This window comes from Collimonas sp., assembly GCF_035566555.1.
Classification (GTDB): domain Bacteria; phylum Pseudomonadota; class Gammaproteobacteria; order Burkholderiales; family Burkholderiaceae_D; genus Collimonas.
Genome location: NZ_DATMRB010000082.1, coordinates 1 through 19,130, shown reverse-complemented (window position 1 = coordinate 19,130; position 19,130 = coordinate 1). Strand labels below are relative to the sequence as shown.

Annotated in this window: 19 protein-coding genes; 18 read left to right on the top strand and 1 reads right to left on the bottom strand. The window is 54.8% G+C overall.

All coding sequences use genetic code 11. The features are described from left to right. The first annotated feature begins 65 nt into the window (after nt 1–65). The 5 genes from VNZ65_RS10245 to VNZ65_RS10225 all read left to right on the top strand — a co-directional run bounded on the left by VNZ65_RS10245 (nt 66) and on the right by VNZ65_RS10225 (nt 5,663). Nucleotides 66–1,034, top strand: coding sequence for an ABC transporter substrate-binding protein (locus VNZ65_RS10245; RefSeq protein ID WP_325668599.1), 969 nt, complete (start codon nt 66–68; stop codon nt 1,032–1,034). Nucleotides 1,035–1,133: 99 nt separating this feature from the next. Continuing rightward, the gene (locus VNZ65_RS10240) at nt 1,134–2,693 is read left to right on the top strand and encodes a sugar ABC transporter ATP-binding protein (protein ID WP_325668597.1); all 1,560 of its coding nucleotides are present in this window, start codon (nt 1,134–1,136) and stop codon (nt 2,691–2,693) included. Continuing rightward, nucleotides 2,690–3,817, top strand: coding sequence for an ABC transporter permease (locus tag VNZ65_RS10235; protein ID WP_325668595.1), 1,128 nt, complete (start codon nt 2,690–2,692; stop codon nt 3,815–3,817). Before VNZ65_RS10240 ends, VNZ65_RS10235 begins: the two co-directional genes overlap by 4 nt. After that, nucleotides 3,817–4,815, top strand: a complete 999-nt coding sequence (gene yjfF / locus VNZ65_RS10230) for a galactofuranose ABC transporter, permease protein YjfF (RefSeq protein WP_414649095.1) — start codon at nt 3,817–3,819, stop codon at nt 4,813–4,815. Before VNZ65_RS10235 ends, yjfF begins: the two co-directional genes overlap by 1 nt. Before the next feature lie 224 nt (nt 4,816–5,039). Further along, entirely contained in the window at nt 5,040–5,663 is a 624-nt protein-coding gene (locus VNZ65_RS10225; RefSeq protein WP_325668591.1) for a BON domain-containing protein, read from the top strand. A gap of 122 nt (nt 5,664–5,785) precedes the next feature. Here VNZ65_RS10225 and VNZ65_RS10220 read toward each other — a convergent pair whose 3' ends face one another. Beyond that, a complete protein-coding gene (locus tag VNZ65_RS10220) occupies nt 5,786–6,214 on the bottom strand; it encodes a hypothetical protein (RefSeq protein WP_325668589.1) in 429 nt (142 codons plus the stop codon). A gap of 1,232 nt (nt 6,215–7,446) precedes the next feature. Between VNZ65_RS10220 and VNZ65_RS10215 the strand changes: the two genes are divergently transcribed. From VNZ65_RS10215 to VNZ65_RS10155, 13 genes are all read left to right on the top strand, one after another. Continuing rightward, nucleotides 7,447–8,700 carry a cytochrome-c peroxidase gene (locus VNZ65_RS10215; protein ID WP_325668587.1) on the top strand — a complete coding sequence of 418 codons (1,254 nt, stop codon included), beginning with the start codon at nt 7,447–7,449 and terminating at the stop codon, nt 8,698–8,700. A gap of 57 nt (nt 8,701–8,757) precedes the next feature. Then, nucleotides 8,758–9,219, top strand: a complete 462-nt coding sequence (gene gspG, locus VNZ65_RS10210) for a type II secretion system major pseudopilin GspG (RefSeq protein WP_325668585.1) — start codon at nt 8,758–8,760, stop codon at nt 9,217–9,219. Between the two features lie 41 nt (nt 9,220–9,260). Next, nucleotides 9,261–10,451: a type II secretion system F family protein gene (locus VNZ65_RS10205; RefSeq protein ID WP_325668583.1), complete on the top strand. Its 1,191-nt coding sequence runs from the start codon at nt 9,261–9,263 to the stop codon at nt 10,449–10,451. A 68-nt stretch (nt 10,452–10,519) separates the two neighbouring features. Beyond that, complete coding sequence (locus VNZ65_RS10200) at nt 10,520–12,202, top strand: GspE/PulE family protein (RefSeq protein WP_325668637.1); 1,683 nt, start codon at nt 10,520–10,522, stop codon at nt 12,200–12,202. Continuing rightward, nucleotides 12,183–12,968 (top strand): hypothetical protein, encoded by a 786-nt coding sequence (locus VNZ65_RS10195; protein ID WP_325668581.1) that lies wholly within the window; start codon nt 12,183–12,185, stop codon nt 12,966–12,968. The genes VNZ65_RS10200 and VNZ65_RS10195 overlap by 20 nt, the downstream gene beginning before the upstream one ends. Then, nucleotides 12,965–13,516 carry a hypothetical protein gene (locus VNZ65_RS10190; protein WP_325668579.1) on the top strand — a complete coding sequence of 184 codons (552 nt, stop codon included), beginning with the start codon at nt 12,965–12,967 and terminating at the stop codon, nt 13,514–13,516. Before VNZ65_RS10195 ends, VNZ65_RS10190 begins: the two co-directional genes overlap by 4 nt. After that, nucleotides 13,513–14,229 (top strand): hypothetical protein, encoded by a 717-nt coding sequence (locus VNZ65_RS10185; protein WP_325668577.1) that lies wholly within the window; start codon nt 13,513–13,515, stop codon nt 14,227–14,229. Before VNZ65_RS10190 ends, VNZ65_RS10185 begins: the two co-directional genes overlap by 4 nt. Beyond that, nucleotides 14,226–14,756, top strand: coding sequence for a hypothetical protein (locus VNZ65_RS10180; RefSeq protein ID WP_325668575.1), 531 nt, complete (start codon nt 14,226–14,228; stop codon nt 14,754–14,756). Before VNZ65_RS10185 ends, VNZ65_RS10180 begins: the two co-directional genes overlap by 4 nt. Beyond that, nucleotides 14,753–17,206: a secretin N-terminal domain-containing protein gene (locus tag VNZ65_RS10175; protein WP_325668573.1), complete on the top strand. Its 2,454-nt coding sequence runs from the start codon at nt 14,753–14,755 to the stop codon at nt 17,204–17,206. Before VNZ65_RS10180 ends, VNZ65_RS10175 begins: the two co-directional genes overlap by 4 nt. After that, nucleotides 17,203–17,721, top strand: a complete 519-nt coding sequence (locus tag VNZ65_RS10170; RefSeq protein WP_325668571.1) for a type II secretion system protein — start codon at nt 17,203–17,205, stop codon at nt 17,719–17,721. The genes VNZ65_RS10175 and VNZ65_RS10170 overlap by 4 nt, the downstream gene beginning before the upstream one ends. Nucleotides 17,722–17,726: 5 nt before the next feature. Further along, complete coding sequence (locus tag VNZ65_RS10165; RefSeq protein WP_325668569.1) at nt 17,727–18,131, top strand: prepilin-type N-terminal cleavage/methylation domain-containing protein; 405 nt, start codon at nt 17,727–17,729, stop codon at nt 18,129–18,131. After that, the gene (locus VNZ65_RS10160) at nt 18,103–18,639 is read left to right on the top strand and encodes a type II secretion system protein (protein WP_325668567.1); all 537 of its coding nucleotides are present in this window, start codon (nt 18,103–18,105) and stop codon (nt 18,637–18,639) included. Before VNZ65_RS10165 ends, VNZ65_RS10160 begins: the two co-directional genes overlap by 29 nt. A 188-nt stretch (nt 18,640–18,827) precedes the next feature. Then, a partial coding sequence (locus VNZ65_RS10155) for an RHS repeat domain-containing protein (RefSeq protein WP_325668565.1) occupies nt 18,828–19,130 on the top strand: 303 nt, incomplete at its 3' end.

Here is a 19,130-nt window from a genome sequence, read left to right as displayed (position 1 = left end):
GTCGCGCCGGTCAGACTAGCGATTTGCGTTGCAGAAAAATGCCGATAAATTAACGGAGACAAGCAATGAGAATGACACGCAGAACGATGTTGAACGCAGCGCTTTGTTTGGGGCTAGGATTCGGAATCGCGTCCAGCGCCTGTGCCGAGAAGGCGCTGGTCCTGGGATTTTCGCAGGTGGGCGCGGAGAGTGAGTGGCGCACCGCGAATACCGCGTCGATCAAGGATGCGGCGAAGCAGGCCGGGGTGACGCTGAAATTCGCCGATGCACAGCAGAAGCAGGAAAACCAGGTGAAGGCGATCCGTTCCTTCATTGCGCAAAAAGTCGACGTCATTGCCTTTTCCCCGGTGGTGGAATCCGGCTGGGACACTGTGCTGGGCGAAGCCAAAGCCGCCAAGATCCCGGTGATCCTGACCGACCGCGCGGTCGACGTCAAGGATAAGTCGCTGTACGTGACATTCATCGGTTCGGATTTCGTTGAAGAGGGCCGCCGCGCCGGCCGCTGGCTGCTGGAGCGTGCCAAGAGCATGCCTGCCGGCGATATCAATATCGTCGAATTGCAAGGCACGGTCGGTTCGGCGCCGGCAATCGACCGCAAGAGCGGCTTCGCCGAAACCATCGCCGCCAATCCGCATCTGAAGATCATCCGTTCGCAGACCGGCGATTTCACCCGCGCCAAGGGCAAGGAAGTGATGGAAGCCTTCCTCAAGACCGACGGCAAGAAAATCAATGTGCTGTACGCCCACAACGACGACATGGCGATAGGCGCGATCCAGGCCATCGAAGAGGCTGGCCTGAAACCCGGCAAGGATATCCTGGTGATCTCGGTGGATGGGGTCAAGGGCGCGTTTGAAGCGATGATGGCCGGCAAGCTGAATGTCACGGTGGAGTGCAGCCCCTTGCTCGGACCGCAGCTGATGAAAGTGGCGAAGCAGGTTGTGGCCGGCGAGACAGTGCCCAAGCGGATTACCACCGAGGAGAGCGTATTCCCGGCGGAAGTCGCCGCCAAGGAATTCCCGAACCGCAAATACTGAACCGACGATCCGGATGACGGCGCGCCTTGCGCGCTGTCGTATTTTTCATGATGGTGCGCTGAGCGCCATCTTGCATGAGCATCTGGGGATCGCAGGCGGATGAGTAAAACGGTGATCGGCACTACCGGCGAGGCGCAGGACAGCGCCGCGCCAGCCTTGGCATTGAGCGGCATCTGCAAGGCGTTCGGCGGCGTGGCGGCGCTCAACGATGTCGCCCTGCGGCTATACCCCGGTGAAGTCCATACATTGATGGGACAGAACGGCGCGGGCAAATCGACCCTGATCAAGGTGCTGACCGGTGTCTATGCGCCCGACAGCGGCCGCATACTCTTGCATGGCCAGCCGGTGCAGCCGCGTTCGACGCTGGAGGCGCAAAGCCTTGGCATCAGCACCGTGTACCAGGAAGTCAATCTTTGCCCCAACCTGTCGGTCGCTGAAAACATCTTCATCGGCCGCTACCCGGAAAAATACGGTGCGATCGACTGGAAATCCATGCAGCTGCAGGCGCAGCAGCTGCTGAGCGACCTCCATGTCAGGATCGACGTGGCGGCCCCACTCTCCAGGTATCCGCTGGCGATCCAGCAAATGGTGGCGATTTCGCGTGCCTTGAGCATTTCAGCCAAGGTACTGATTCTGGACGAGCCGACCTCCAGCCTTGACGACGCCGAGGTGAAGCTGCTGTTCGAAGTCTTGCGCAAGCTGCGCGAACAGGGCATGGCGATTCTGTTCGTGACCCATTTCCTGGAGCAGACCTACGAAATTTCCGACCGCATTACGGTCTTGCGCAATGGCCTGCTTGAAGGCGAATACCTGGCCAGCCAGCTCAGCCGGCTGGACCTGGTGAACAAGATGGTCGGCAGCCCAATGCCGTCGCCGGCCAATCCCGATGTCGTCAGCGGTCGTGCCGAGCCACAGGTGGATGGTGGCCAGCCAGCCGTGCTGCAGGCCAGGGGCTTGGGGCGGAATGGCATACTGGCGCCGCTGGATCTTGACCTGCGCGGCGGCGAAGTGCTGGGCTTGTGCGGCTTGCTCGGTTCCGGCAGGACCGAAACGGCGCGTTTGCTGTTCGGCGCGGACAAGCCCGACAGCGGCACGATGCAGATAAAAGGAAAAATCGAAAAATTCCATTCGCCGCGGGATGCAATCGCCGCCGGCATCGGATTCTGCTCTGAGGACCGCAAGAAGGAGGGCGCGATACTGGAGCTGTCGGTGCGGGAGAACATCATCCTGGCGTTGCAGGCGAGGGCGGGCTTGCTGCACGTGATCCCGCGCAGGCGGCAGCAGGCGCTGGCCAACGACTACGTCAAATGGCTGGGCATCAAGACGCCGGGTATCGAAACGCCGATCAGCTCGCTTTCAGGCGGCAACCAGCAGAAAGCTCTGCTGGCGCGCTGGCTGGCTACCGACCCGGCCATGCTGATCCTGGACGAGCCGACGCGCGGCATCGATGTCCGCGCCAAGCAGGAGATCATGGAACACGTCATCGCCTTGTGCCGCAAGGGCATGGCGATACTCTTCATTTCCTCTGAGATTTCGGAAGTATTGCGGGTCAGCGACCGCATGCTGGTGTTGCGCGACCGCAAAGCTTGCGGCGAATATCTGCGCGGCGAGCTCGATGAGGATTCGGTGTTGCAGGTGATTGCCGGGGAGTCCGCATGAGCATTCCCTTGGACCCGGACGCCGTCAAGGAAGGGCAGCCGGCATCTGTGCCTTCCGCGCCGATCGGACAGCTTGTGGATTTTGCGCGGCATCCCTTGTTCCGGCCTTTGGCCGCGCTGGCGCTGCTGCTGGCGGTTGATTTCTTCATGATCCCCGGTTTTTTCCGTCTCGAGTGGAAAGACGGCCATCTGTATGGCAGCCTGATCGATATCGTCAACCGTGCTGCGCCCTTGATACTGACGGCACTGGGCATGACCCTGGTGATTGCCACCCGCGGCATCGATATCTCGGTCGGCGCGGTAGTGGCGATTTCCGGCACCGTTGCGGCCTTGCTGATCGGCGGCACGCTGCAGATGCACGGCGGCGTGCCGGAATATGCCAGCCGCATACCCATGGCATGGGCGATTGCAGCGGCCTTGGGGGCCGCGCTCCTGTGCGGCGTCTGGAATGGCTTCCTGGTGTCCTCGCTGGGCCTGCAGCCGATCATCGCTACCTTGATCCTGATGGTCGGCGGCCGCGGCCTGGCGCAGCTGCTGACCGACGGCCAGATCATCACGGTCTACTACCAGCCGTTTTTCTATCTGGGCAGCGGCTATCTGTTCGGCCTGCCGTTTTCCTTGTACATCGCCCTCGGTGTTTTCCTGGTGGTGGCCATGCTCATGCGAAAAACGGCGCTGGGCTTGTTCATCCAGGCGGTCGGCATCAACCCGGTGGCGTCACGGCTGGCCGGCATCCGCACCGCGGCGCTGATTTTCTTTGTCTACATGTTTTGCAGCGCCTGCGCCGGTCTTGCCGGGCTGATGATCAGTTCCAACATCAAGAGCGCGGATGCCAATAATGCCGGCTTGCTGATGGAACTGGACGCCATCCTGGCGGTGACCCTCGGCGGCACTTCTTTAGGCGGCGGCAAGTTCAGCCTGGCCGGCAGCGTGGTCGGCGCCCTGATCATCCAGGCGCTGACTTACACCATCTATTCGATGGGCGTGCCGCCGGAAGTGAACATGGTGGTCAAGGCGGTGGTGGTGTTTGCGGTCTGCCTGTCGCAATCGAAGGAATTCCGCCATCTGATGCCGCGTCTGTCTGGCGCCGGGTCCAGGGTTCGCCGTTCAACCGGAAAAGAATGATGAAAACATTCCGCGCGCTGCTCGCATCTCCCTATTTCACATCGATGGTGACGGTGGTCCTGCTGTTGCTGATGTTTGGCCTCGGCTCGGTCGCCTATACCGGCTTCTTTTCCCTGCAGGTAGTGCTCAACCTGCTGATCGACAACGCCTTCCTGCTGGTGATTGCGATCGGTATGACGTTTGTCATCCTGTCCGGCGGCATCGACCTCTCGGTCGGCTCGGTGCTGGCGCTGACCACCATGATCTCGGCCTACCTGCTGCAGTACTGGCACTGGCCGCCGCTGCTGGTGATTGCCTGCGTGCTCTTGATCGGCAGCGCTTTCGGCGCTTTCATGGGCGCGCTGATCCATTTTTTCAAGCTGCAGGCGTTCATTGTCACCCTGGCGGGAATGTTCCTGGCGCGCGGCCTGTGCTACCTGATCAGCATCAATTCCATCACGATCGACCAGCCATTGTATGTGACGCTGTCGCAGGCCAGGATCGGCGTGTTCGGCGCCTTCGTCTCGCCCAGCGTGCTGATCGCCATGATCATGCTGGCGCTGGCGATCTATATTGCGCATTACACCCGCTTCGGACGCGCCGTCTACGCCATCGGCGGCAATGAACAGTCGGCATTGCTGATGGGCCTGGCGGTGGGGCGCACCAAGGTATTGGTGTACGCCTTCAGCGGCTTTTGCGCGGCGCTCGCCGGGGTCTTGTTCTCGTTCTATATGCTGTCCGGCTACGGCCTGCATGCGCAAGGCACCGAGCTGGATGCGATCGCCGCGGTGGTGATTGGCGGCACTTTGCTGACCGGCGGCTATGGTTACGTCGCGGGGACCCTTTCCGGCGTGCTGATCCTGGGCCTGATCCAGACCTTGATCGCATTCGACGGCACGCTCAGTTCCTGGTGGACCAAAATCGTGATTGGCGTCCTGCTGTTTATTTTCTGCATGGCGCAACGCCTGATGTCCCTGGGGGTGACGCGCAGCGTTGCCTTGTCTCCCTCTGCGGGCTAGCAGGCATGCCTGGCGCTGGATTGCCGCTGCGATCCGGCGTTAATACCTCCCTATGTGTGATAGCGAACGGACAGTATCTGCCTGCTGCGGCAAACTCTTGCCATGGACTTAAGCAGCTTCCATGGGCAGCAGAGGGCGGCACGGCCGTCTTTTGTTCTGCCGGGCTCTTGCTGACTCACATTTCTGCAAGGTCAGCGCCGCAGACAATACACAGGAGAAATCATATGAATACATCCATCCTTTACAAAAAATCCCTTCGCAACGCCCTGATCGTTGCGGCTTTCGGCGTCAGCCTTGCCGGCCCTGCCGCGATGGCTGCCGATGCCGCCGCCCCGCAGGCGCACAGCGATGGCGTCGGCGCCACGGTGACGGATGCCGGGATTACCACCACCATCAAGGCCAAGCTGATGACGACCGACGGTATGGGCAAGTCTGACGTCAGCGTGACGACGACCAACGGCGTGGTGACGCTGGACGGCGCCGCCAGTAGCGCGAGCGCAAAATCCAGAGCGGAAGCGGTCGCCAAGCAGGTGGAGGGAGTCAAGAGCGTCGACAATAACCTGACCACGCCATCCAACGGCGTGGCCGCGGACAAGGTCGACAAGAACGTCGCCAAGACCAAGCGGGTGGTTTCCGACAGCTGGATCACCACCAAGGTGAAATCCGAAATTCTGGCGGATAGCGTGAGCAAGGGCTTTGACGTCGGCGTGAAGACGACGCACGGCGTAGTGGTGCTGAGCGGCGCCCTGGCAACCCAGGATGCGATCGATCACGTCAAGGATATTGCTGGAAAAGTGAAGGGCGTGAAGAGCGTCGACACATCGGCCATCACTGTCGCCGCCAAGTAAACAGTAGGTGCAGGTCAAGTGCCGGGCTGTTGCCCGGCATTTTGTCGTCCGGGCCAGCTGTGTAAACCATTCCGGATTCTGCGGCCGGGAGCGGCAGGATGCAGAGTCAACGCCGGCCCGGCCTATTGATAGCCCGGTACAAATCGCTGGACAGTTGCACGCAAGGAATTGCTTTCCGTTTGAATGCGGTAGAAATAGCTTTGATCAGCCTTCAGGTCCTGATTGATCGTGTTCAGCAACTGGGTGTTAAAGACGTCAGCCGGCAGGGCGCCGAAAACATGCTGGCCCGGCGTGAGCATGAATTCGATTTTTTCACCCGGATTCAACGAGGCCGCTTTTTTGCCGTCGATATACAGCTGCTGGTATGCGGCGGCGCCAGAGGTTCCGCCATCCCTTACAAATACTGCGCGGGCGCTATTTGCCAGCGGCAGCGCATCGGCACGGAATATCCGTTCCATCGGTACCGAGCGGGCACTGTTAATGGGAGTTGGCTGCGTGGCGCAGCCGCTGGCCGAAATGATCACAGCGAGTGTGAGCAATACATTTCTCATTTTTACCCCAAGCAATTGATTGTCAAAAGGTAATCCGCGATACCAGCGATACTACAATATTCTGAGGTATGGCAGAAATAATGAAAAAGGCCCTCATCGCTGAGAGCCTTTTAGTATTTGGTGCCCGAGGCCGGAAATCAATTTTATTTAAAATCAATGAGTTAAGTCTTCTGATAGTAAAAATTGGGGATTGCGTAAATGATTTTTAAAAAAGTCATAGAAGGCTCAAGATACACTAAAAATCTGTCGTTATTTAGAAACAAATTCGCGCTACGACTATAGTTCGGTGTCGCAGATTTAGTCATCTTGTTAATTCAATGGGATATTCTCAACATAACAACTGGTTTCTTGACACGTCGTCTTAATTCCGTATCAGCGGCTTTCCGTCAGTTCCAAAATTCAGACCATAAGAAGGGCCATGACGTGCATTCACTCGCTTACAGAAATTGCGTTCGTTTTGTATCAATATGGTCGACAAACATGAGTTGAGCATATAGTGACAGGAACGAAATGCCAATGGAACATGCCGACTATTTCGTCTAGGGGTAATGGTCGCTAATAATTAGACCCCCCTCGGGAAAACGGTAACATTGGTAACCTTTTTTAAAAATCGGCCGTAAAGCCTTGTAATATAAGGCTTTGAAGGTTTTGATAAAAGCTAACGTCGGGGTAACCTTGGGGTAATCTGGTTACCATAGTAGAAGGTAATATAAATAAAAATACTAGTTATACATATCAAAGACTTAGAGTGGGGGTTACCTTTTCAGTTACCAAAGATTACCTTTGAATGGTAACCATCTAATCCTATATAAATCAAATAGTTACCAAGGGAGAACCGGGCAAGTTACCGAGGTTGCCGTTTTCCCGAGGTCAAACTTAAAATCAGGTTTTTACGCCCATACGAGTCCGAGTAAAGACGAAACTGCCAATAAAAACTTGATTGCGTCTTTCTGTCAGTTGCGCTCTATGAAAATGGGGGCGACGAAAGTCGGGTGATTAAGCAAAACGCTGAGTTCATAATCATGTGGCATTGTTTGCAGTAAAATCGTTGTCTATATACAACATTCCTGTGGGTAAAATTTATATCCCTGCAAGTTTCTCATGATAAACTTTGCCCACTTTTTGTAGCCAAAAGCTACATGTCTAACTAAAAAATCTTGGTTTTCCTTATTTTCGCTGCGTATGCGCAAGAGAAGGCATGGCCTGAGTAGAGAAGCGGCGGCGCGAGAAGCATGAACATCTTTGGAAAAATTTGTGGCCATCGCGTGCTTGTCGGACTAGTTTGTTTGCTAAGCGTTTCTTTGCCGGTGGCTTACTCGCAGAACTCTCCCGTTACCGGTCAATCAGGCCTCAACCGCTTACTAGGCTTGCCGCCATTTCCCTCCTCATCAGGGGCATCAATATCTTCCAGCGTTCCAGTCAGGGATGGTCGATTGGTGAGTTTGGGAGCCAAGCTGTTCTACGACAACAGATTGGGCGCTGATGGTTTGCATAGTTGCAGCAGTTGCCATCAACCAGACAAGTACTTTGCTGACGGCCTCGACGTGTCGCGTGGCGTGGGAAATAAAGTGGGCACCCGTAACGCGCCAAGCTTGTTGAACGTCGGTTATAACCCGACCCAGTTCTGGGATGGTCGCGAAGATACACTTGAGCATCAGGCCTTGCGACCACTGATTAATCCGCGAGAAATGGGACAGCCGGATCACGACGCCGTGCTGGCGGTGATTCGTCGCGATAAGGATTATCTGGCGGATTTCAAGCGTGTTTTCGACGCGCGCTCGGCGAGCGATATCACGATCGATCGTGTAGTGAGCGCGTTGGCGACTTACCAAAAGACCTTAATAGTCGGTGACTCGCCGTTTGACCGATATCTTTATGGTGGCGATGCGCATGCGATGTCGGAGGGGGCGCTGCGGGGCTACAAGCTGTTCGTCGGTGCGGCGGCATGTGTCAAATGCCACACGATTGATAAAGGAAACGCGCTCTTCACCGATAACGAATTTCACGCATTGTCAGTCGGTTTGAACCAGATCGCGCCGCGTCTTGCCGAGTTGACCGTAAAATTGTCGGCCGAAAAATTACGCGGTGTACCCATCGACGATATTGTGCTGACGGATGATGATTTTGCCGAGTTGGGGCGTTTCGTGGTGACGCTGCAGCCACAAGATATTGGTACATTCCGTACGCCGACTTTACGCAATGTTGCGATGACGGCGCCTTATATGCACGACGGTAGCGTTAAAACGCTGGCTGAGGCGGTCGATTTGGAAGTGTTTTACCGCAGTAATGAGCAAGGACATCCATTATTACTAACACCACCGGAGCGGCAGGATTTAATCACATTCCTCGAATCGCTGACCAGCAGTCCCGAGTCGTTGAAAGCATTGATGCCCACAGAGGCGCAGCGAAAAGCCTCACGGGTGGCAGAACAGATGCTGCCCCCGGTCACCGGCGGTAAGACTTATCGATTGCCTGGCCAGTCCTGATAAAGCCGCTCGCGCCATGCCTTCGTCCACCTTTTGATCTTTCTCTTTTTGAGTGCCATGCCTATCCGATACTCTTTCATCTCGTCAAACGCGCGCTTGTTCTCGTTGCCCCGACGGGTACGCGGCTTTACATTGTTGGAGTTGCTGGTGGTGCTGGTGATTATTGGGCTGCTTGCTTCGTACGTTGGGCCCAAGTATTTTTCTCAGGTTGGCAAGTCGCAAGTGACGGTCGCTAAAAGCCAGATGGATGCGTTCGACAAGGCCTTGGACACTTTTCGATTGGATGTAGGACGTTATCCAACGAATGAAGAGGGATTGCAAGCGCTCATGGTAGCGCCGCCGAACGATGCCGCCAAATGGAATGGACCCTATATGAAGACCGCCATTCCACTCGATCCCTGGGGGCATCCCTATTTGTATCGGACTCCTGGCGCGCGCGGCGACATGGAAATAGTCAGTTATGGCAAAGATGGACAGCCAGGTGGTACAGGCGAAGACGCCGATATTGTGCTGCCGTAAGTCGATCATTTGTATCCAACGACTACCTCGACGTTCTTTCCATGCGATTCGATATCCGTGTTCTGTCACCGGCAAACGAACTATCGCGCCTGATCATTGAGGCGGCTAGCGAGGCGGACGCTCGACGTCAGTTAGAAAGCCAATCTCTGCAGATCGTTACATTGCAAGCGATTGGTCAACGCATGTCGGGGTTACGCTGGCGCCGACGCCAGTTCTCGGTGCTGTTGTTTTGTCAGGAATTACATGCTCTATTACTTGCAGGCCTGACATTGATGGAGGCGTTGGAAGGGCTGATCGAAAAAGATGCTGCCAGCGAATCGCGCACTGTTCTACAACGTCTTATCAACACCATACGAGACGGTTCTCGTTTTTCCGACGCATTGACCACTCTGCCTGATGTCTTCCCGCCGCTACTGGTTGGATTGATGAAAGCAGCAGAAAGCACTGGTGATATCCCGTCAGTATTGGCACGTTATGTCGCTTATCAGCAGCGTGTTGATGTTGTGCGTAACAAAATCATCAGTTCTTCGATCTATCCGGCGATTCTATTGCTGGTCGGAACGGCCGTGACGGCTTTCTTAGGCGGATACGTGGTGCCACGGTTCGCCACCATTTATCAAGATACAGGCCGGGAACTACCTTTTATGTCGGCGTTGATGCTGAAATTTGGTGCGTTCGTGTCGACCAATACAGCGATGGTCGGAGGAATAACATTGTTCCTGGTGGCGATAGTAGCTGGATCGTTCTGGCATTTGTCGCGCACAGGTGCATTGTCGCGCTGGGCCGCGCGATTGCCCGGCGTGGGCGTACGCATACGCCTCTATGAAACTTCCCGCTTATATCTAACATTAGGCATGTTGCTAGAAAGCGGCATTCCGATTGTCTCTGCATTGGCGATGAGCGAAGGTGTTGTTTCGCGTCGCGTACTGATGCATTTGCAGCAGGCACGTGCCGCCATCGAATCGGGCGCATTGTTTTCTGACTCGTTTCAGGAGTGTCAGCTGACGACGGCCATTTCTTACAGAATGCTGCGTGTTGGTGAGCGTTCAGGTCAGCTTGGCGACATGCTGATCCAGGCTTCGAACTTCTACGAAGGCGACATCACGCGCTTCATCGATCGCTTTACAAGGGCATTCGAGCCGATTTTGATGATGGTCATCGGGCTTGTAGTGGGGGGCATCGTCGTCCTGCTGTATATGCCGATTTTTGACTTGGCGACGACATTACAATGACCTTCCTTGATCCCACTTCTGTCGCATTGACGGCAGCGTTTATGCCGCAGGCCAACCATGCGGCAGCAATGCCGAGTCCGCAGACCGGATTGTTGATTGATGCCGCCATCTTGCGAGACTTGCGCGCTGCTGCGCGAACGGCTGGTCGATCGGTCATGGCCGAGATTGAAGAGCGTTATCCCGAGCAGGGGCGTGCAGCGGTGGCTGCACTGGCAGCCATGTTCAGTTGGCCAGTGATAGAAACTGCCGACATGGATTTGACGACGCCTTTGTTCTCTCTATTATCGCTGGCCGATGCCATGCAGCGGCAAGTTGTACTGTTAGAACAGGCTGGCAGTGTCTTGGCCGTTATCGGCGATCCATTCGATGCTGATTTGCAGACGTGGCTCAGCGCTCGTTGCCCGCAACCGCTGTCGTTTCATCTGGCGCTGCGGGCTGATATTCAGGCTTATTTAAGTAAACAGGAACAATTTGTTCGGGCGGTCGATAACATCGTCGCCGATGGAAGTGATGGCGACCGCGATGGGCGTTCGGCGGAGGTGTTGTCGTTTGCGTCGCTCAATGTCGCCGCCAGTCCTGCAGTACGGCTGGTTAATTCGACCCTGTATGACGCGCTGAAGGCTGCTGCCTCCGACATTCACCTCGAAAGTACGACATCAGGCCTCACCATCAAATACCGCATCGACGGCGTATTGGATCATGCACGCTCAATTGGTGGGCGTGAATTGGCTGGGCAAGTCATTTCGCGTCTGAAAGTCCTGGCCGAACTGGATATCTCAGAGCGCCGTACCCCACAGGATGGCAGTTTTCGGGTTGAATCCAGTGGTCGAGATATAGATTTGCGCGTGTCGATTATGCCGAGCATCCACGGTGAAGACGCGGTGATCCGGATTCTAGATAAACGCGCGATGATTGAATCCTATGGTTCCCTATCACTGGAAGCGCTGGGGTTCGATGAGCAATCGCTACGTACCTTACGTCGGCTGGCGGATGAACCCTACGGCATGTTGTTGGTGACGGGACCCACTGGTTCTGGCAAAACTACCACATTGTATGGCGCGTTGACCGAAGTGAATAACGGTCGCGACAAGATCATTACGATCGAGGATCCGGTCGAATATCAACTTCCCGGTATTCTGCAAATCCCTGTCAACGACAAGAAGGGACTGACTTTCGCACGCGGGTTGCGTTCGATTTTGCGTCACGACCCGGACAAGATCATGGTGGGCGAAATTCGTGACCGTGAGACGGCAGAGATTGCGGTGCAATCGGCGCTCACAGGGCACTTGGTGCTGACAACTGTCCATGCCAACAATGTATTCGACGTTTTTGGCCGTTTTACGCACATGGGCATTGATCCTTATGCTTTCGTTTCCGCCTTGAATGGCATATGGGCTCAGCGACTGGTACGTAATAATTGCCCGCACTGTGCTGTCGATGTCGTGCCTGATGCGGAACAACTCGAACGTCTTGGGATGTCGGCGATTGATGTTAGCGCGTTTCGCTTGCGTGCGGGAACAGGCTGCGGTGATTGTCGAGGTACTGGTTACAAAGGTCGCACGGCAATTGCAGAAATCTTGTCTCTCAACGATGAAATCCGTGAGCTGATTGTCGAAAAAGCGCCGGTGCGCCAGATTAAGGATGCCGCTGCCCGGCACGGTACCCGTAGCCTGCGCGAGGTGGCACTCGACTTGGCGCGGCGAGGAATCACCACATTAGAAGAGGTCAAGCGTGTCACGCTTCAATCCTGACCGCTTCCAGCTTCTGCTGGGCGTCGATACCTTGACGTTGGCGACGCGTACTCGGAAGACTTCGTGGCGGGTATGCGCGAGTGTTGCCTATGTCGCCCAGATTGCTGCATCCACTTTACAGTCTCGTTTGCAGCAATTGCTGTCTGCTCATGTGCCGCGCGGCCGGGAAGTGCCTATCAGTATCGACGACCGGTTGACGCGGTATTTCATCGTGACGCCGCCCGAACAGGTGAATAGTTTCACCGATCTACAGACGATTGCCACATTGCGCTTTGCGACCTTGTTCGGTGACAAGGCGGCAGACTGGGTCATGCAAGCCGATTGGGCTGTTGGCCGACCTTTCCTGGTGTGTGCCGTGCCGCGCGTATTGATGACGACATTGTTGTCCGGCTTAAAAACTGGCGGCTGGTTCTCCGGAGGGGTGAAGCCAGAAAGTGTCTGGATCTGGAACGATTGTGCACATCGTATGCGCCAATCCGATAGTTGGTTTGCCAGGATTGGCAGTCGGCATTTATTGCTCTCAGCCGGCACGGGCAGACATATCACGGCCGTCAATTTATCAATAGGATCTCCCCCGGAAAGCGCCGAGGCGTTGAAAGCGTTGTTGATGCGCGAGTCGCTGCGCTGGGACCGGCCGTTGCCACCGACGCTGTATGTCAGTCAGGTAGCAGGCGGAGCAATCGACAGCTTACACGGCCAGCGTATTGGTGACGTCAATATTGTGGCGTTACGTCCAAATAGTCCGATACAGGAGCCAGTAGCGTGAAGTTGTTGACGATTGATTTCGCTCCATCTCGACGCCAGCGTCTGGGTGGCAGCGCTTTCGGGCTGACATTGCTGGTATCGGGGCTAGTGTTAGCGGCTGGCGCACTGTGGCACGCCAATGGCTGGCAGCGACAGTATCAACGGCTGCAGACGCGATTAACTATAGAACGACAAAAGGACGCTGCCTCGGCTGTGGCCCATCGGGCACCAGCCGTGATATTAAGTGCTCCCCAGGTCACAGCCATCAATGAGGCGGTAAGTCATTTAAATTTGCCATGGCGCGATTTATTCGATGCAATTGAAGTCGCCACGCCTCCGGAGATTGCTTTGCTATCGCTGGATCCTGATCCCGAACACCAGCTATTACGTCTGACAGCCGAGGCTGCTTCACCGGAAGCGATGCTGGACTATGTAGCGAGCCTGAAACAGCAAGCTGTTTTTTCGGCAGTGAGCATGAAACGACATCAATTGGATGCCCAGGATCCTAATAATGTCCTTCGCTTTTCGGTCACGCTATCGCTGACTGCCAACGGAAAGACGATGAAATGAAATCTTTTTCGATGACAGCGTTTTCGATACGTAACATCGCATTGCAATTGTCCCTCGCTTGCAGGCGGGCGGGTCTGCTGCATTGGATTGGCTTGGTGTTGCTTGCGCTTGGTACTGCGTATTTTACGATCGGCCTGGCGTGGGAGCAGCGCCATAGTGAGCAGGTAGCACAAGACGTTCGCGACTGGGTCCACGGACGCGGTGACATTGCCTCAAAGGTCGCTGCGGACGGCCCGCGCCAGACTGCTCAGCGGCAACAGCTATTCACTGATACCTTGGGCCATGCAGAACGTACGGAACACTATATCAAGGCCATCTTTGCGATTGCTCGTCACCACGCAGTGGCGTTACCTGAAGGAGAGTACCGGGTCGGAAGCAGTCCACAAGGCGGCTTTCTAACTTATGAAGTAACGCTGCCGGTAAAAGGTGCCTATCCGGCGTTGCAGGCATTTTGCGAAGATGTACTGCTGGAGCTGCCGTTTGCATCACTGGATGCTATTGCGTTCCGGCGTGAGGCCGTAGCAACAGATGGGGTCGAAGCAAAGGTACGCTTCACATTGTATTTATTGCCAACTGCGCCGGGTACCTCGTTAGAAGCAATCGGAATAAAGCCGGCTGCGTCACTGTTGACAGCTAACCCTGTATCGCATGGCGTGATTGACGCAACAGAATTACCCTCCGCGATCGTCCCTTCAACCGAGGTTAAGCGATGACGCGGCGCCATTGGATTCTGGCCATCCTATTGTTGGCCGCCGCCGCGATAGCAGTGTTTGGAGACCGTGCGCCAAGCGCAGATGTTGCGCCTGCGGTAGTGCGAGATCCGCACAATAGCGTCCAATCTTCCGCTGCCGGTACCGTAGTCAGTAAAACTGCCAGCGGCAAAGTATCAGCGGCGACGACGCCAGCGATGTTATTGGCTGTACTGCCGCGCGAGTCTTTGATTGGGCGTGGTGTGACCGAGCCCCGTGCAAATTTGTTTGCTGCGCATTCCTTTGCGCCGATACAGGTAGCTAGCACAGCACCTGTCCAGGAAGCCCCGCGCGAATTACCGTTTAAGTATCTCGGTAAGCAGGACAGCGGAAAAGGCTGGACCGTATTCCTGGAAAAAAATGACAACACGTTCATCGTCAAGGCATCTGATGCCGTTGGCGACGATTATAAAGTTGTCTCCATCACCGCATCGACAATTACCTTTGAGTATCTGCCGACGCATGAGCAATCCTTCCTTCAGATTGAATGACCTACATGAATTTCGGCCGCATCCGCTGTTCCAATTTTCTTGCCGTTTTTCCGCTTGCCACGACCATTTTGCAAGCGGGCAGCCGTGCCATTGTACTCGTCGCCGCGATTGCCTCGGTTTCTGCCTGCGGTGAGATCGCGGTACAACAAGGTGCTCGCAAAGCATTCGATGAAGGGCGTATTGAAGACAGCATGGCGCAACTGCAGGAAGCATTAAATAGGAATCCGCAGGATGCGCAGCTACGAGTAACCTATCTTAGTCTGCGCGAGCGTGCCATCAACCGTTGGCTGAGCCAGCAATCGATGTCAACGTCAGCAGCTGAGCGTACGCAACTGTTACGCAGGATTCTGGTACTTGATCCTGATAATCGCCGTGCTGCTGCTGAGTTGGAAAAAATTGATCGTGATGGACAGTTGGCAAAGCTGATGCTGGACGCACAGTTTTCCTTTGATGCCAAAGATTACGATGCGGCTACGCGCATAGCGCATTCGGTGCTGGCCGAAGACCCTTACAACAACGCTGCACGGCGTCTGATGAAAGCGGTGATGGACAAAGCATCCAAGCCGGCGATGGATCCTGAATTGCAGGCCGCGCTCAATCGCAAGCTGTCGATTGAATTCAAGGACGCAATGCTCAAACAGGTGTTCGAAGTACTATCGCGTACTTCGGACATCAATTTCGTGCTTGATAAGGATATCAAGAGTGATCAGCGGACCTCGATATTTTTAAAAGGGGTGACGATCAAGGATGCACTTGATGTCGTACTGATGACCAACCAGCTGGAACAGCGTGTCATCGGCCGCAATGCGATCATGATCTATCCGAACCTGCCTGCAAAACAGAAAGACTACCAGGCGTTGAGTGTCCATACGTTTTACACGGCGAATGCCGATGTTGAACAATTGGCGAACACTTTAAAAACAATTCTCAAAACGCGTGATCTGGTGGTCGACAAAAATCAAAACATGATCATCATGCGTGACACGCCGGAAGCCATCGAAATGGCTGAAAAGATCGTTTCCATGGCTGATTTACCAACGCCGGAAACCATGCTGGAAGTTGAAATCCTGGAGATCAATCGCAATCTGCTCAAAAACATTGGTGTCAGCTATCCAACTAAACTTTCGCTGTCGCCTCTCGCATCGACCAGTGGCGGCGCCGTAACGCTGGCAGACCTGATTCATGCAAATACCAGTACGACAGGTGCAACTATCGATCCGTTGTCGATCAACCTGAGCGCGACCGATACGGATATCCGGTTATTGGCCAATCCACGCATTCGGGTCAAGAATCGAGAGTCGGCAAAGATATTGATCGGCGATCGTGTGCCGAACATCACCTCTACAGCGACCGCGACCGGATTTGTCTCGCAGAGCGTTCAGTATCTTGATGTCGGCCTGAAGCTTGAAGTAACTCCGGTGATTACCATCGACAATGAAGTCTCGATCAAAGTGGCATTGGAAGTGAGTAATATCGCCAATCAGATCACCACGACGGCAGGCACCGTTGCCTATCAGATTGGTACACGTTCCGCCTCGACGGTATTGCGGTTAAAGGATGGCGAAAATCAGATACTGGCCGGTTTGATCAACGACAACGATACCGACACCGTGACGAAGATACCGGGATTGGGCGACATTCCCTATCTAGGCAGATTGTTTTCTAATCACAACGGCACGCACAACAAGACGGAGATTGTGCTTTCGATTACCCCGCATCTGATACGCAACAGTGCATTGCCTGCTGCGCATCTACTCGACTTCCAGAGTGGTACCGAATCCAGCCTGCATGGCGTTGGCTCTGGCGGTTTCAGCCCGAGGTCTGATAGCACTACACGTGTTGCACCCGCGGTGTCGTCGACGCCATCTGGAGCCGCCAGTACAAATGCGGCGGGGGCTAATAGTGGAGGGGCTGCGAACCCAACTATGGGTGGTGCTGGTGCCGGCAATGTAGGAAATCCCGGAAATGCAGGCGGCGGAGCAATTGCCGACCCTAACGGTGCGGGCGTTCCGGGCGTCGCCAGTGCCAATGCATTGGCCTGGGTTGGGGCAGCGCAAGGAGTTGTTGGTGTTAGCGCTCAACAACAGCTTGTTTTGACGAGCGGACAAGGCGTAAGCGGTATTAATCTCGTCATCGGCTACGACCCCACTGCATTGCGGATCGATCAAGCAACTGAAGGCGCGTTTTTGAACTCCGATGGCACTGCGACCACTTTCACGCAACGTATTGATGCGTCGACTGGTCAGATTTTCGTTAGCGATGCGCGTAGCAGCAGCGTTGCTGTTGGTGCTACGGGCCAGGCTGCGTTGGTTACGTTAAATGTAACACCGCTGAAAGTGACACCTTCAACGCAACTCAAAGTGCTATCGATCACCCCTTCGGTGGTCGGCGGAAATCCACTGGCGTTGACTCCTCCTACACAAACTATTGCCGTGACGGCAGCGCCATGACGAGCCTCCCCTTGGGCAAAATGTTTGCGTACCAGAGGCGATTGCTCGGGCCGGGTGGATTTACATTGCTTGAGCTATTGATCAGCCTCGCAATCCTTGCGATTCTGGCGACGATTGCATTGCCGGTTGCGCAAGTCGAGGTGCAGCGCACACGTGAGGTGGCGCTAGCGCGCGCGTTGCGCGAAATTCGAATGGGAATCGATGACTACAAACGTGCCTACGACAACGGTCGCATCGCCCGCATACTTGGCGCCAGCGGCTACCCAGCAACCTTGGATGTGCTGGTAAGTGGTGTCGAAGATGCTCGTGATCCGGCCAAGCATAAGATATATTTTATGCGGGCCATTCCTCGTGACCCGCTGATGTCGGACGCGTCAGTCTCGAATGCAGACACCTGGGGTAAGCGAAGCTATGCCAGTGAGCCCGACGCGCCCGCTGAAGGCGCGGATGTATTCGACGTCTACTCCTTGTCGACCGCAACTGGTCTCAATGGCATCGCTTATCGAAAATGGTAAGCGAGATGCGCCAAACATTCCATCGCAATGCGCGGGCGGATTCCGGGCAGGGTTTTACCCTGATCGAGTTGCTGGTTGTCCTGTCGATCGTGGCGCTACTGTTGTCAATATCGGTGCCGAAATATTTTCATAGTCTTGATTACTCGAAGGAAGTGATCCTGAAGGAGAACCTTCGCGTCGTACGCAAGACTATTGACCAGTATTATTCTGACACAGGGCACTACCCAGACGATCTTGACGAACTGGTCGACAAAAAATACTTGCGGGCTCTACCTGTGGATCCCATTACAAACAGTGCCGCCACGTGGGTACTGATCGCCCCGGAAGATGTCAAATTGGGCAAGCTCTTTGATTTGCACAGTGGTGCTTCTGGCGCCACTCATGATGGCATCGCGTTCGGTCAGTTATAGCGTCATGAGAAAGATTCAACGTACTATTCCCGCGCCGCACGGTTTGATGTCGCCACTAAGGCAGCAAGGATTTGCGCTGCTGGCGCTCCTGATATTTCTTGCCATGGTGGCCCTGCTGACGTCTGCAGTTGCGACCAGCAGCGCCTTGGTCGCTCGGCGTACCGCGGAAGAGCGCCTGCTTGATGTTGGTCGGCAATATCGCACCGCTATCCAGTTGTATGTTGAATCTACCCCGCCTGGCCAAAAGCGCTTTCCTCCAACTCTGGATGCACTTCTGAAGGATCCACGTTATCCAGATACACGTCGTTATCTACGTTCGGCTTACCCTGATCCGGTTGGCAAGGCTGATTGGGTGCTGATTTCCGCCCCTGACGGAGGCATTATGGGTCTGCATAGTGCATCTACAGATCGACCGATTCGGCGCAGCGGTTATGTAGCGCCATTCGAGCAGTTCAATCAGCTTGAGCGGTATGCCGACTGGTTGTTTTATTACTACCCTTCCAATTAGCTCTAGTCAATATTTCTTTTGTGTAAATATTTCCTCGTTGCAAAATTTCTACAATAAGGTTTTTTTTATTCTAGGTATATTAAGGCAATTGTTAATCAATCATAATGTTGGCGTAAAGATATATTTCAATGCGTAACAAAATGTAGCTTCGCAATTTGCCATTTGCTTCACTGCTGAAAATAGCTTGAATGGAAGAGTTCGCCGGCGTTGTTTTGTTGCCGGTAATAATAAAATTGGGTCAGGGAGCAGGGCAGATGGCGAATTCGAACCGCGCGGCGATACGTCGCGTGCAGCATGTTGCGCAAAGTGCATTTTCAGCGGTTTCATTGATTTTGCAGCTTGTATTACGATGCCATGTCATTGCCGTTCTGACTTCTGTTTTTATGTGTGCCGGTATTGCCCACGCTGCCGGTGCAAATTATGTCTACGATGAACTTGGCCGACTGGTCCAGGTGATCGCCGGCGATGGCAGCAGCACTCAGTACGCCTAT